Here is a 13,632-nt window from a genome sequence, read left to right on the forward strand (position 1 = left end):
ATCGAGGTCCTGCTCAGCGCGGGGAGCTGTCTCGGCAGCGCGTTGCTCGAGCAGGATCCCGGCCATGGAGGTCCACTTCCCGGCCGGCGGCCGGTTCGTCGGGCATCCCGGAGGCCGGTACTGGTAGGTCGTAGAACGACTTCGCGACCGAGTCTAGTCGTGCACGCTTGAGAATCGTGACGATGCGTTCGGCCGCGTGCCCGTCTCCATACGGTGAGGAGGCAGCTTCGGTCAGCCGGCGGTGTTCGACGCCGAGCGCCACACGCATTGCTTCGTAGATCTCTTCGGCTGTCTCGCCGCAGTCGATCACCGATTCCGCTCTCGGACGACCGTCCTGCCTGGATCCGACGTTGACGGTGGGTGTCCCCACCGCGGGCGCCTCGATCAACGCGCTCGACGAGTTGCCGACCACGAGGTCCGCGAGTCTCAAGAGACTGAGGTACCGCTGCTGTCCCAGGGAATCGTTGAAGGCGGCCCGGCGCCCGCGTCGTCGAACGTGCTCGAGGAGCGGAGAGACGGCGGTCGTCGACCCCAGATCGACATTGGTGCCCGTGAGGATCACGGTGGCGTCCGGATACCTCGCCAGTGCCTCAGCCAGGCCCACAGCACCGGCGGCAGTGCCGGCCGGGTCGGCCGTCGCCGAATGATAGGTCACCAGGATCACCGGCTCCCGCAGCTCGACCCCGATCTCCGCGGCCAGTTCGGCTCGCCCCCGCCAGTTCATGGTCCGAATGGTGTCCAGGCCGGGCGAGCCGACGTTGAAGACTCGGTCAGGTTGCTCACCCAGCTGGATGACGCGACGACGGAAGGAATCCGTGGCGACGAAATGCAGTTGCGCGACCTTCGAAATGGCGTGCCTGGCCCACTCGTCCGTCGACCCGGCCGTCACCTCACCCCCGCAGATGTGGCCGATCGGGATCCGGTGGGTCGCGGCCGCGACCGCCCCGGCGAGCGCTTCGTACCGGTCACCCAACACGAGGAAGACATCCGGCCGGATCCGGTCGAGGGCCTGTGCGTACCCGATCACGCCCAGGCCGAACGAAGCCGCCACCCCGACCGGAGAATCACTCGCGAGCACGTTGTGCACCCGCTCGTCGATCCGGAAACCGTCAGCGCGGATGTCCTCCACCGTCATGCCCTTTTCGCTGAGAAGGTGGCTTCCCGTCACCAGCAGGCGAAGGTCGATCTCGGGGTCGTCATCGAGCCTTCGGATGACTGAGAGCAGTGGGCCGTAGTCCGCACGGGATCCCGTGAAAACGCAGACGCGGAGCGTCGCTCGGAGACGCCGGTCAGTCACCAGATCGACCATCCGCCGTCGACCACCCAATCCGCGCCGGTGACGAACGACGCCCGCTCGGACGCTAGGAACTCCACCACCCCGGCCACCTCTTCCGGCGTTCCCATGCGACGGAGCGGCGTGTTCTCGGCAAATCCCGTGTACCGTTCACCGTCGAAGTGGCGCTCCGGCGTGTTGATCATTCCCGGCGATACGCTGTTGACCCGAACGTTCCAGCGTCCGGCCGCTGCCGCCAGGTCGCGCGTGAGCGCCGCGAGAGCGCCTTTGGAAGCGTGATAGGCCAGCGCCCGCACCGGCCCCTTGCCGGTCTCTTGTGGATACACGCCCTCGTAGAACCGCGGGTTGAGAGCGAGCCGGCCGTAGACGGAGCCGATGTTGACCACACTTCCCCCACCCGACTCGCGCATCCGGTCGATCGCCCAGCCGGACAGCAGCGCGACCGCGAGAACGTTGACATCCAGCTCTTTCCGCCAGTCCTCCCGAGATTGGTCGAAAAGCGACAGACCCGTGCATTGCGCCGCGCAGTTCACCAGAACTCGCAGATCGGGGCCGGTGTTCTCGGCCGCTCGTCGGAGCGCCTCGCGCCCTGCCTCCTCCGCGAGGTCGCACTCAACCGTCCGGATCGCCGCGCCGTCTTGCGCGGCCAGGTCGGCGGTGGCCTTGAGTTCGTCGTCGACAAGGCCGGCGATCAAGCACCGGTACCCCGCGCGCGCGAATCGGAGCGTTATCGCTCGTCCGATCCCCGCTCCGCCGCCGGTCACCACCGCCAGTCCCCGCGCGGGAGGCATGTCCCCACCGCGTCGCCCAGCCGGGCTCACCAGATCGTCCATCCGCCGTCCACCACCAGGTTCAACCCGGTCACGTACGACGCGTCCGAGGACAGCAGGAAGCTGACAGGACCTGCCACCTCGGCGGGCCTGCCCACCCGTGCCAGTGGCACCTGTGCCGCGAGATCCGCGAGCACCCGCGGGTCGATCGGATCGCCCAGCTTCGGCCGTTGATCCGGATCCGGCTTCGCATCCCACCGGTCGGCCTCCTCGTGCTGGGGAGAGTCCACGGTCGGGATCGTTCCCGGGCTGACGGCGTTGACCGTGATCCCCCAGCGGCCGACGCCTGCGGCCAGGTCGCGCGTCAGCTGCAGTAGACCTCCCTTGCTCGCGGCGTAGGCCGACTGCCGGTAGGGGCCTCGGTCGCCCTTCGACACCTCCGGTGCCCGGGCGCCGTAACCCTTGTTGTCGAAGCCCGCGAACGCATACACCGACGCGATGTTCACGATGCGCCCGGTGCCCTCCTCGCGCATCTGCTCGACGGCCGCTTGCGTGAGGAAGAAGGCCGCCTCGAGATTGACGCCGACGATTTCCCGCCACGTTTCTACGTCCTCCTCGAAGAACGGCATCGCTTCGGCCAGGCCGGCGTTGTTCACCAGTCCGAAGAGCGGGCCGGGTTGCCGCACGGCACATCGCACGAGACGCGCTCGTTCCTCCGCGTTCCGGATGTCGGTCGGAACGACCACAGCTCGCTCACTTCCGGCAGGCGCCGAAGCGACCGTTTCCTTGAGCGCCGCCTCGCGCCTTCCGGCGAGCACGCACCGGTAACCGTCGCTCAGCAGGCGATGTGCGATCGCCCTGCCGAGCCCGCTACCGGCACCCGTGATGATCACGGTCCTCGAGTCGGAGCCACTGGATATCCTGTCAGCCATGAGAACTCATCACCCCTGAACGTCGGTCGAATCCCTCGTCCGCAGAGGTCACACTGACGCGTCGGCCGGTCTCGTGCGATGCGAGTATCGCGTCCACGATTCGGATGAGACTCAGTGATTCCCTCGCGGACACCGGCGGAACACGGTCGTGGACGAACTGGACGAATCGCCGGACGAACTCGTAGCTCGTCCCGGACGGGTCGTGGAAGGTCGTTCCCTCGTGCCACGTCTCGCCACCGACCAAGACGCTGTAGGTCGGCCACGCGAGGTACTCCAGATTTTCGATCAGGGCCGAGGAGCCGTCCGGATACTCCAGAACTGTGATCTGGCGCCCCGAGGCGGTCAAGGACTGCACGGAGTCAACGGCGCTGCCGAGAAACATGTTCGCCATCTCGACACCATGGATGCCGTACAGCTCGATCGACAGCGGGCACTGGATCGAGACCGTCCGCGGCGGTCCAGGTCGTCTCCGGACGGCGTCGCGGACCGTCAGCAACTCCGGTGACCACCGGAGCGAAGACCCGGTGTAGCAAGGTGCACCGTGATCGGCGGCCAGCTCGAAGATCGACCGTCCCGCCTCGAACGACTCCGCCAGCGGCTTGTCCACGTACGTCGGAAGGCCCTGTTGCAATGAAAGGCGCGCGTACTCGAGGTGCGTGCTCGGTTCCTTGCTCAGAACCATGACGGCGTCGACGTCCTCACAGGCTTCGCGGGGTGAAGCGCACACCCTGTCGATCCCGCAAGCTCGGGCGACCCGTTCGGCGTCGCGGCGATCATCGCTCCAGATGGCCGTGACGCGGGCGTCGCCGGCGGGAACCGGCGACCGCGCCGCATTGCGCAGCCGCCCGTGCAGGGCCGCCCACAGATACATGTCCGGGACGGAGGTGCCGTCGGGCAGGCGTGTGGGCACGGGTTCGGAGTCCGCCCAGCCGTTGAGAAAAGCCGAGTAGGCATAAGCGTGCGAGTTGTCCGTGCCGATGACGCCGATCCTCGCCGGCGCACCGTCACGACCGGGCCGGCCCGTCACGTCCTTCACGTCTGCACGCTCAGCGTGCTCGCGGCCTCGGCAAGTGCGTCGTCGGCCTTGTCCAACAACTCGCGGTCGGGCTGGAGATCGACCACGGACAGGTTTTCTTCGAGCTGCTCCAGCGCTGTCGCACCGACGATCACACTGCTCACCCCAGGACGGTCCAAGCACCAGGCCAACGCGAGCTGCGCGGCGGTCAGGCCCGCGTCTTCGGCGAGGGCTCGAAATTCCTGCACGGCTTCCAGCACTCCCGGCTTCAGATATCGGTCGAGGAACCACGCGTCGCCACCTGCCCCACGGCTTCCCGACGGTGCATCCGCACCCGGTCGGTACTTGCCGGTGAGCACCCCCATTGCCAACGGCGACCACGCGAGAACCCCGAGTCCCAATTGGCGGCAAACAGGAAGAACCCGTTCTTCCGCCGAGCGCCACAGGGCCGAGTACTGCGGCTGGTTGCTGATCGGCTCCGCCCAATGCCGGTCCCGGCACGTTGAGACCACGTGCTCGAGCTGGTCCGCGGACCATTCCGAAACTCCCCAGTACAGGATCTTCCCGCTCGTCACGAGATCGTTCATCGCCCGGGCGGTCTCCTCGACCGGAGCATCCGGGTCGAACCGATGGCACTGGTAGAGGTCGATGTGGTCCAGGCCCAGGCGTGTCAACGAGTGATCCACCTGGGCGTGGATGTGCTTGCGGGACAGCCCGCGGTTCAGCGGACCTGTTCCCGTCGGCAGGCAGACCTTGGTCGCGACGAGGTAATCGTCTCTCGGCAGGTCGCGAAGCGCCGAGCCCAGGACGACCTCGGCCTGCCCGTTCTGATACTCGTTGGCGGTGTCGAAGGTGTTGACGCCGAGGTCGAAGGCCCGGTGCACACACTTGATCGCCGTGTCCACCTCGGTGCCGCCGCCGTAGGTGAGCCAGCTTCCCAGGCTCACGGCCGATACGTGCAGTCCCCAACGCCCGACGCGCCGGTATTCCATGCCGTCTCCCGAATGGTATTCGCTATCACTTGATCACTTCGGCCAGGGCCGCAATGGCGATGTCCTGGTCGGCTTCCTTCATGTCGATGGAGCTGGGCAGAGAGACACCCCGGCGATAAATGTCCTCCGCCGTTCCGCCGCCCAGACGCTCCACGTGCTGGTAGGGCTGTTGTCGGTGCAGCGGCGGCCACACCCGCCGTGCGCCGACGCCCTGCGCTTCCAACCGCTCCACCACCTCGTCCGTGCCTGTCGCGACCCCGCGCAGCAGCACCGAATAGAGCCAGTGCGTCGGCTCAGCCCATTGCGCATGTGGCGCCAGGACCAATGGTGCGTCCGCCAAGCCCGCCTCGTACCGCTCAGCGATCCGGTGTTTCGCGCGCACCGCGTCACCGAGTCTCTCCAGCTGAGCCACTCCGAGCGCGGCGGCGATGTTGGTCAGGCGGTAGTTGTAACCCACCATGTCGTGGTGGTAGCCCCGGTCGGGCAGTTTCGCCTGCATTGTCAGGTGCTTCGCCAGTCGTGCCGCGTCGGCGTCGTCCGTCACGATCATGCCGCCGCCTCCAGTGGTCATGATCTTGTTGCCGTTGAAGGAGAAACAGCCGAAGTCACCCAGTGACCCCACCTGGCGCGACGCGGAGGAGCCGGCAACCCACGATGCTCCGAGGGACTCCGCGGCATCCTCGACGATGCGAATCCCGAACCTAGACCGCAACTCGAGCAGAGGTTCGATGTCGGCGGGATGTCCCAACACGTGCACGACCTCGACGACGGACGGCATCCGCCGTCCGAGCTTCGCACGGCGGAACACCTCGTCGCGCAGCATCGCCGTGTTCATGTTCCACGTGTCCGGCTCGCTGTCCACCAGCAGAAGGTCCGCACCGGTGTAGCTGACCGCGTTGGCCGACGCGATGAAGGTGAAGTCGGAAACCGCCACGAGACGCCCCGGCCGAGCGCCCGCCAGCCGCAGCGCCACGTGCAGCGCGGCTGTCCCACTCGCGCATGCGACCGCGTGCCGCACCCCGACCGCGGCCGCGAATTCGCGTTCGAAACGACCGACGAACGGGCCGACCGACGAGACGTAACGGCTGTGTACGCACTCCTGGACGTAACGGAGCTCGTTGCCTTGCAGGACGGGTTCACTCAGGGGAATCACCGCTGGTACCTCATCGCCCGGACCGCGTCGACACGCGGTTCCAGCCATCGAGCGGTCTCCGCCAGCCCTTCGCGCAGCGAGCGTTCCGGACGCCAGCCGAGTGTTCGCGCGGCGTTCCCGGCATCGGAGAGGAGGACTTCCACCTCGCCGCCGGCCGGTCGCACCCGCTGCGCGTCGGTGAGGACTTCGGCCTCGGCACCGGTCACCTCGCAACACAGCTCGAACAACTCGCCGATGGAGACCGCTTGGCCGGTGCCGAGCTGGACCACCGTGCCAGGTGCCAGATCCGCCGCGGCCATTCTCACGAACCCGTCGACGGTGTCCGCGACGAACGTCAGATCGCGCCGCGGACTCAGGTTCCCCAGCCGGACCTTGTCCACCCCTGCCAGCAACTGTGCGAGAACGGTCGGCACGATCGCGCGTTGTGATTGGCGCGGACCGTAGGTGTTGAACGGCCGCAAGGTCGTGACGTGGGTTCCGAACGAGCACGCGTACGCCTCGCAGAGTTTGTCCGCCGCGATCTTCGTGGCGGCATACGGGGACTGACCTCGCAGTGGATGAGCTTCAGTGATCGGCAGAGCCTCAGGCGTGCCGTAGACCTCGCTCGTCGAGGTGTTGATCATGCGCATCGAACCCGCGTCGCGCACCGCGTCCAGAACATTCAGCGTTCCAGCCACATTCGTCGCGACGTAGGACGACGGCGCCTCGTAGCTGTAAGGGATCGCGATCAGCGCCGCGAGGTGGAAGACCACGTCGACGCCGTCGACAGCGGATCGCACCGTGCGGTAGTCGCGGATGTCGCCAAGCACGGCGTCCAGCCGATCCTCGCCGGCCTCCACCGCCTCGTCCAGCCAACCGTATGTGCCGTTCGAGTTGTAGACGCAGAACGCGGTGACATCGACGCCTTCTCGCAGCAGGCGTTCGACCAGATGACTCCCGATGAAACCGTCGGCTCCGGTCACCAGGGCGCGTTTGCCAGTCAGTGAGGTCACGAAATCCCTATCCTCGTCGAGTGATCGTCGATGGGCGACCTTGTGAGAAAACGCCGGCCCCAGGTCGTTCCCCCGGAAGTCTTCCAACCGCTCGGGCGCATCGACAGGAGTTGAGTTCAGGCCTCGTCGGACGACCGCGTGCGCAGGATCCCGGCCACCAACGTGAAGGCCACGATCGCGAGCACCACCACACCCCAGAACGCCGGGTGCAGCCGGGTGAGCTCGGCAGCGGGATCGGTTCCCACCTCCGTCACCTTCGCGTCCACGACCAACGAGGCGAGCAACGCCAACGACAACGCGGCTCCGACCTGCTGGGTCGCCGCGATCAGCCCTGACCCGAGACCGAATTCCGCCCTGGAGATCTCCGTCACCGAGAGGAGCTGGAGCGAGACGGCAGCGCAGGTGGTGCCGAAGAACATCAACGTGACGCTCGGCAAGATCACGGTGAGGTAGTCGCCGGAGCCGGTCCGGTTGAGCAGAGCCACCGCGACGGCGACCAGGGTCAGTGAAGAGAGCAGTACCGTTCTTATCCCGAGCACGGCCATCAAGCGTCGTGATGCCAGCGAGCCGAGTGCCGCGGCGAGAGTGCCCGGGACGAACGCGAGGCCGGTCTGCAGCGAGTCGAATCGCAGAACCGCCTGCACGTAGAAGGTGACCAGGTAGATGATGACCACCGGCACCCCGGCCAGCGCGAGCATGGCAGCGTTCGCGGCGGCGAGCGTCTTGAGACGGAACAGCCCGAGCGGAACGAGCGGGGCCGGATGTCTCCGTTCGAGCAGGGGAAAACAGACCAGCAGTGCGACGGCGACGCAGCCGGGCACGTACGTTCCGGGCAGCGCCCAGCCCACCTGTCTGCCCTCCAGGACGGCGTAGACCAGGCACAGCAGACCCGCCGTCACCACAACCGCGCCGCGCACGTCGACTCGTCGTCGAGCCGGCCCGGGATTCGCTCCGAGGCGGCACGCCGCGAGCAACGCCACAGCCGCACCGAACGGTGCGTTGATCAGGAACACGACCTGCCAGGGCCACACCTCGGCCAGCAGGCCGCCCATGAGGACACCGACGCTCCCGGCTCCCGCGCCTACCGCGATCCAGGTCGCCAGGGCGGCCCGACGCGCCGGCCCGGCGGGGAACTCGGAGGTCAGCAGCGCCATACCGGCGGGGGTCGCGAGCGCAGCCCCCAGCCCCTGTACGGCACGGGCGATCAGCAACACGACGGGAGCCGGCGCGGCGGCGCACAGCAACGAGGCGGCCGCGAACAGTGAAACTCCGCAGACGAAGACCCACTTCCGGTCCCACAGATCCGCCGCGCGCCCGCCGAGGAGGACGAATCCGCCGAACATCAGGGTGTAGGCGTTGATGGCCCAGGTGGCGTCCGCCAGTTCCAACCCCAGCTCGCTCTGCAGTTGCGGGAGGATGACGACAACGCTGAAGTTGTTCATCACGATGAACGCCTGTGCGAGACAGGCCGCCATCAATGCCGACCGAGGCGAAGAAGTCCGGTCCGCGTGTTCCGAAAGCACCCTGTGATCCTCACGATCGCCGGAGACCACATCGGGACGCGGCTCGTCGAGGAACAGAGCGGAACTAGAAGGTTGCTGCGGCCGACGACGTACGTCGGACCGTGACTCTCACCGCCGTCCCGGTGGTTGTGCCGGCCACGCTACTGATCGCCGGGCGTGCCGGCAGTCCGATTCGCGCACGGTTTCGACGCGGAGGCGCATTAACCCAACTCAGACTCCAGGGCGGGTCGCCCATTCCGTCATGAGGGAGTCCCGGTCGTCCGGATGCGCGATGGCGATCAGACTGCTGACGCGGTCTTCGACCGATTTCCCCGCGAGTTCGGCTGCTCCCCACTCGGTGACCACGACGTCCACGTCGCTGCGGGCAACCGTGACGATCCCGCCGGCCAGCCGGGTGACCAGTCTGGGAGTTCCCCGAGGTGTTCTGGAGCGCAGTGCGATGATCGACCTCCCACCCGGGGAAGCCTTCGCGCCCCGCATGAAGTCGACCAGCCCGCCCACCGCCCCGACGTACCGGCCGGACGCGTACTCGGCGTTCACCTGGCCGGTGAGGTCCACCTCGACAGCCGTGTTGATCGCCGTGAACCTGGGGATTCCGGCCAGCGTCGGGAGATCCAGGACCTGTCGCGAGGGCCGCATGATGATGTCGAGGCCGCGGGGGTCGACCGCCTGCGGGGACGTCCCGAAGATCGCGCTCCCGGTGCTGAGCCCGGTGTCGACGGGCTTGTACTTGTTGGTCACCGCACCGGAGGCGATGAGGTTCAGCACCGAGTCGCTGATCAGCCCCGTGTGCACCCCCAGATCGCATCGATCGGACAACGTCGGTAGCAGGGCGGACGGCAGGGTTCCGACACCGATCTCGATCGTCGCGCGGTCAGTGATGAAGCCGGCCACGTGTGCGGCCAGCCGCCGGTCGTCGTCATCCGGTTCCATCACAGGCATCCGCGGTAGCGGGCGTGCGCTCGGCACCACGACATCGAGTTCGTCCGCCCGGATCGGGCGAACTCCGGTGGTCACCGGAGCACGCGAGTTCACCTCCGCGATCACCACGCGGGCCTTGGCGATCAGGTCGTGGGTGTAGGAGTGGTCCACCCCCGGGCTGTACTCCCCGTTCGCGTCTGGGCCGGCCAGTTGCACGAACGCGACATCGACGGGAAACGAGCCGGTGGACAGACGTAAGCACAAGTCGCTCAAGTGCATCGGGTTCGGATCGAGCACGCCCGCTCTGGACAGTCGGGAGGTGGTTCCCAGCCCGCCCAACCCCTCAAAGTCGAAATGGTCCGCGTGCTCGGGCCGGAGCAGTTCGGTGAACGACAGCAGGAGAAAGAGCCGGACGCTGCCGATGGCAGCCCGTTGACGGACAAGGTTCTCGATCAGTGTGACCGGCTCCGCACAGCCCTGCGGCCACATGACACGGTCGCCACTGCGGATCCACTTCGTCAGGTCGAGATCGGCGGCCTCGACGACCAGTGGGCTCCGGCTCATGGGACGTCGCTCACCAGTACCGAGGTCATCACGGGATCGCCGTACTCGTCGCCCAGCAGGCCGCCGATCTCCCGGCCGATCTCGGCGACGAGGCCGTCCGCCTGCGCCGCGGGGTAGAGGTCCGATCGGTAGAACGCCTCGATGCCGAGACGCCCCTGATAGGTGTATGCGGCGTAGGACGGGGTGGCTCCCTTGACGCAGTGCGTGAAGACCTGGAAATCGACGATCCGAAGGAGCGGCACCTGGGGGTATTCGGGAACCACGCCCAGGTTGCTGATCGCCGCGGTTCCGAGGTCCTGTCCCACGGGTGGCGACTGGCTGCCACTGGTTCGGGCCAGGATCTCCTGTTCCGGCTGGCGGTTCGCGATCGCGGTCTCCAGGAGCTGCTTCACCTCGCGTCCCAGCGCGATCGGGTCGGTGTCCGGCTCGACCTTCACTTCCGCCGGACTCACGCCGATGAAGTTGGTCGTGTCGAGCGCTCCGACCCGAGGACTGACCCGCTCTCTGAGATTCACCGGAGCCAGACAGACCATCTTGGATTCCGCGGTGTCGGTCCAGTGGCGCCGTTGCGCCAGCAGGATCACGCCGCACAACACCGCGTGAACGGAGGTGCCGTTCGCCTTCGCCACCGCCACCAGTCTGCTGGTTTGCCTCTCGGTCAGACGGATGTACCGGCGCAGCGCTTCCACACCGACGAAATCGCGCGGATCGGACACATGGACCACGGGTGGCATGGCCTCGTCCCCGACTCGCGACCGCAACACGTCCGTCGGCGCCGCCGGCAATGCGGTGCCGACCTCCACGGAGAGAGGTGTCCCGTTCAGGATCGCTCCGTAGAGCGCACACAGTTCGTCGAAGAGCGCACTCTTGGCCTTGCCGTCGGCGATGAGGTGATCCGTGAACATCGCCACCAGCCCACGACCGCTGCCCGTCACCACCGTCAGCTGCGACACGGCCCGGTCCAGCCGCCATTCGAGGCCGACGCGTCGCAGGTGTTCCTCCCCGCCGCCGTCGTGCACGGCGACCTCGGGGAAGGTCTCGTCCGGCATCACTAGGAAGTGATCGGCCCCTCGCCGCTCCACCCGCGTGCGGAGAACCGGATGTCGGCGGCACAACTGCCAGTAGGCCTCCTGCATGGCCTCCGGGACCAGCTCGCCCTGGTATTCGACGACGACCGCGCTCGGGTAGTGCATAACCTGCAGTTCGATGTTGTCGAGTTGTCGTTCGAGAGGCATCAGGACGCGGACCTTTCAGCTCGTGCCGTTCCGGCTCGTGGGTGATCGTCGTTGCCCCCTCGCAGGGCCGTCGCCTGCGCGAGTTGTCGCTTGAGTTCGTCGACCAAGCTCTCGACCTGATCGACTGAGTAAGTACCCGATCGGTAGAAGGCTTCGATGCCCAAGCAGCCGTCGTACGTGTACGCCACGTAGCTCGGGGTGGCCCCCTTGACCGCATGCGAATAGACCTCGAATCCAGCGATCCGAGCACCTGGTCCCGGCGGAAATCCGCGAACCACACCGAGGTTGCTCACCGCGGCGTTGGTGAGGTTCCAGCCCACCGGCGGCGACGTTCCGCCGGAGGTCCGAGCGAACAGATCACGGAGGGGCTGCTGGTTCAGGATCACGGCCTCCAACCGGGACCTGACGGTCCGGGCGAGGCGGACGAGGTCGGAATCGGGCCCCACCAATACGGTCACCGGACTCATCCCGATGAAATTGGTCGTTTCGGTCGCCCCGACAGCCGGTTCCATTCGACGACGGAGATCGACGGGAGCCCAGCAGAGCATGTCCACGGGATCGCGTCCGTCGAACTGCCTCCGCTGCGCCAGGAGAACCGCGGCGCACAGGATCGCGTTCACCGTGGTGCCGATGGCCTTGGCAGTGGCGACGAGGTCCGCGGTCGCCCGCGGCGACAACGTGATGTACCGCCGAACCGCCTCGGTGCCCTCGTAGTCGTCAGGATCGACGAGTTTGACGATCTCGGGCAACGAGTGGTCGCCAAGCCGGTCACGCAGCACGTCGACCGGCGCCGCGGGCAACCGTCCGTCCGTTCTCACTTCGGGTCGTCTGCCGCTCGCCCACTGGACGTACAACGCCCAGAGTTCGGCGAGATAGGCGCTCTTCGCCATGCCGTCGGCGATCGCGTGATCGGCGAAGAATGCGATCGAACCTCCGCCGTCACGTTCGACGACCAGCAGTCGGGCCAGCTCACGTTCGATCCGCCACTCCAGTCCGATCCGTCGGAGGTGCTCTTCGTCCGACCCTCCGCTGCGCACCACGACGTCCACGCTCGACCACTGTGGAACTTCGAGCAGATGGCGGTCTCCCTCGGGGTGGATCCGCGCTCGCAGAACCGGGTGTCGGACGCACAGCAAGCGGTAGGCGTCCTCGAGACCCGCCAGATCCACGTGCCCCTCGTAACGGACGACGAGTGCCACTGGATGTCGCGTCGCCTGCAGTTCCACGTTGTCGAGGTAGCGCTCGAGTCCTTTCGTCACAGCGGTGTCTCCGTCGCTTCCGACATGGCGAAGAGGACCTCACCGGCACGAGTGCGGGCCCGGCGACGGAGGAACATGACGACGCCCCGTCGAGGCGCCCGCACGACCTCCAGCAAATCGCCGTCGTAACCGAACATCCGCCCGATCTCGGCGCCCTCCGCGATTTCCTCGCCCACCTCGCACACGGACACGAACAGACCGTGCTGCGCCGCCTGGCCCCCGAAGTCGAGATCCCCGCCGCCGTGAACCCACCGCATGGGCGAAGGAAAGCGGCGATGCCGGGCGGGCAAGGCTCCGAACTCCGCGAGAACGGAGAGGACTCCGAGCACGTAGAAGTCGAGCTCGTCAGACCGGATCCCCCCTCCTCCCGAACACTCGGCGTAGAGCGCGGGGATGCCGCGTTCTGCCGCCACGGTGAGACTCCGTCCCGGCCCCACGGTCGGATGGACCCAGACGAGGGGTGCCCCGAACGCTTCCGCGGCGCGACGCGACCGCTCGGCGCCCGGCACGTTGCCGACGAACCCGCAGAACAGCGGCATCCGATAGGCCACCCCGGCCGAGTGGAGGTCGATCAGCAGGTCCGCGCCGTCGATCAAGTCGCTCGTCAGCGCCGACGCCAGGGCCGCCGTCGGCCCGCTCCCGTCCCCTGGAAAGGACCTGGCGAGGTTGCCGTCGTCGAGCGGACTGACTCGAGTTCCCGCGTCCCACGCGACCGGATTCGCGGGAGCCACGGCCTTGACACGCCCGGCCAGTTCTTCGCGGTTCAGCAGGTTGAGCAACCGCCGCACCGCGAGAACACCTTCATCCTCGTCACCGTGCACCCCGCCGAGCAGCGCGACGGTCGGACCGGGTTCAGCCCCCTCCAGTGTCGTCATGACCGCATCACCCGGCAACACGGTCCGGGTGACCCGCACAGACCCCATGCCCAACCCTGCCTCCCCGCGAATGATACCGCTTGATGAAACAGCGATTTCATCTTAGG

General features: G+C 67.2%; 12 protein-coding genes. All 12 read right to left on the reverse strand.

The features are described from left to right. Nucleotides 1–13: 13 nt before the first annotated feature. The 12 genes from neuC to IE290_RS17100 all read right to left on the reverse strand — a co-directional run bounded on the left by neuC (nt 14) and on the right by IE290_RS17100 (nt 13,564). Nucleotides 14–1,309: a UDP-N-acetylglucosamine 2-epimerase gene (gene neuC, locus IE290_RS17045; protein WP_191245544.1), complete on the reverse strand. Its 1,296-nt coding sequence runs from the start codon at nt 1,307–1,309 to the stop codon at nt 14–16. Further along, nucleotides 1,294–2,127, reverse strand: coding sequence for an SDR family NAD(P)-dependent oxidoreductase (locus tag IE290_RS17050; RefSeq protein ID WP_191245545.1), 834 nt, complete (start codon nt 2,125–2,127; stop codon nt 1,294–1,296). The genes neuC and IE290_RS17050 overlap by 16 nt, the downstream gene beginning before the upstream one ends. Then, complete coding sequence (locus IE290_RS17055) at nt 2,112–2,957, reverse strand: SDR family NAD(P)-dependent oxidoreductase (protein ID WP_191245546.1); 846 nt, start codon at nt 2,955–2,957, stop codon at nt 2,112–2,114. The genes IE290_RS17050 and IE290_RS17055 overlap by 16 nt, the downstream gene beginning before the upstream one ends. A 31-nt stretch (nt 2,958–2,988) precedes the next feature. Further along, a complete protein-coding gene (locus IE290_RS17060; protein WP_191245547.1) occupies nt 2,989–4,032 on the reverse strand; it encodes a Gfo/Idh/MocA family protein in 1,044 nt (347 codons plus the stop codon). After that, on the reverse strand, nt 4,029–5,003 hold the full coding sequence (locus IE290_RS17065) for an aldo/keto reductase family protein (protein ID WP_191245548.1): 975 nt from the start codon (nt 5,001–5,003) through the stop codon (nt 4,029–4,031). The genes IE290_RS17060 and IE290_RS17065 overlap by 4 nt, the downstream gene beginning before the upstream one ends. A gap of 25 nt (nt 5,004–5,028) precedes the next feature. Further along, a complete protein-coding gene (locus IE290_RS17070) occupies nt 5,029–6,156 on the reverse strand; it encodes a DegT/DnrJ/EryC1/StrS family aminotransferase (RefSeq protein WP_191245549.1) in 1,128 nt (375 codons plus the stop codon). Continuing rightward, the gene (locus IE290_RS17075) at nt 6,153–7,148 is read right to left on the reverse strand and encodes an SDR family NAD(P)-dependent oxidoreductase (protein WP_229874542.1); all 996 of its coding nucleotides are present in this window, start codon (nt 7,146–7,148) and stop codon (nt 6,153–6,155) included. The genes IE290_RS17070 and IE290_RS17075 overlap by 4 nt, the downstream gene beginning before the upstream one ends. A gap of 116 nt (nt 7,149–7,264) precedes the next feature. Then, nucleotides 7,265–8,701, reverse strand: a complete 1,437-nt coding sequence (locus IE290_RS17080) for an MFS transporter (RefSeq protein ID WP_191245550.1) — start codon at nt 8,699–8,701, stop codon at nt 7,265–7,267. A 180-nt stretch (nt 8,702–8,881) separates the two neighbouring features. Further along, on the reverse strand, nt 8,882–10,156 hold the full coding sequence (locus tag IE290_RS17085; RefSeq protein ID WP_505606745.1) for an acetyl-CoA hydrolase/transferase family protein: 1,275 nt from the start codon (nt 10,154–10,156) through the stop codon (nt 8,882–8,884). Beyond that, nucleotides 10,153–11,391: a phthiocerol/phthiodiolone dimycocerosyl transferase family protein gene (locus IE290_RS17090; protein ID WP_191245552.1), complete on the reverse strand. Its 1,239-nt coding sequence runs from the start codon at nt 11,389–11,391 to the stop codon at nt 10,153–10,155. Before IE290_RS17090 ends, IE290_RS17085 begins: the two co-directional genes overlap by 4 nt. Then, nucleotides 11,391–12,650 carry a phthiocerol/phthiodiolone dimycocerosyl transferase family protein gene (locus IE290_RS17095; protein ID WP_191245553.1) on the reverse strand — a complete coding sequence of 420 codons (1,260 nt, stop codon included), beginning with the start codon at nt 12,648–12,650 and terminating at the stop codon, nt 11,391–11,393. The genes IE290_RS17090 and IE290_RS17095 overlap by 1 nt, the downstream gene beginning before the upstream one ends. After that, entirely contained in the window at nt 12,647–13,564 is a 918-nt protein-coding gene (locus IE290_RS17100) for a succinylglutamate desuccinylase/aspartoacylase family protein (protein ID WP_191245554.1), read from the reverse strand. Before IE290_RS17100 ends, IE290_RS17095 begins: the two co-directional genes overlap by 4 nt. Nucleotides 13,565–13,632 lie beyond the last annotated feature (68 nt).

The sequence above is a fragment of the Amycolatopsis deserti genome, assembly GCF_014653945.1.
Taxonomy (GTDB): domain Bacteria; phylum Actinomycetota; class Actinomycetes; order Mycobacteriales; family Pseudonocardiaceae; genus Amycolatopsis_E; species Amycolatopsis_E deserti.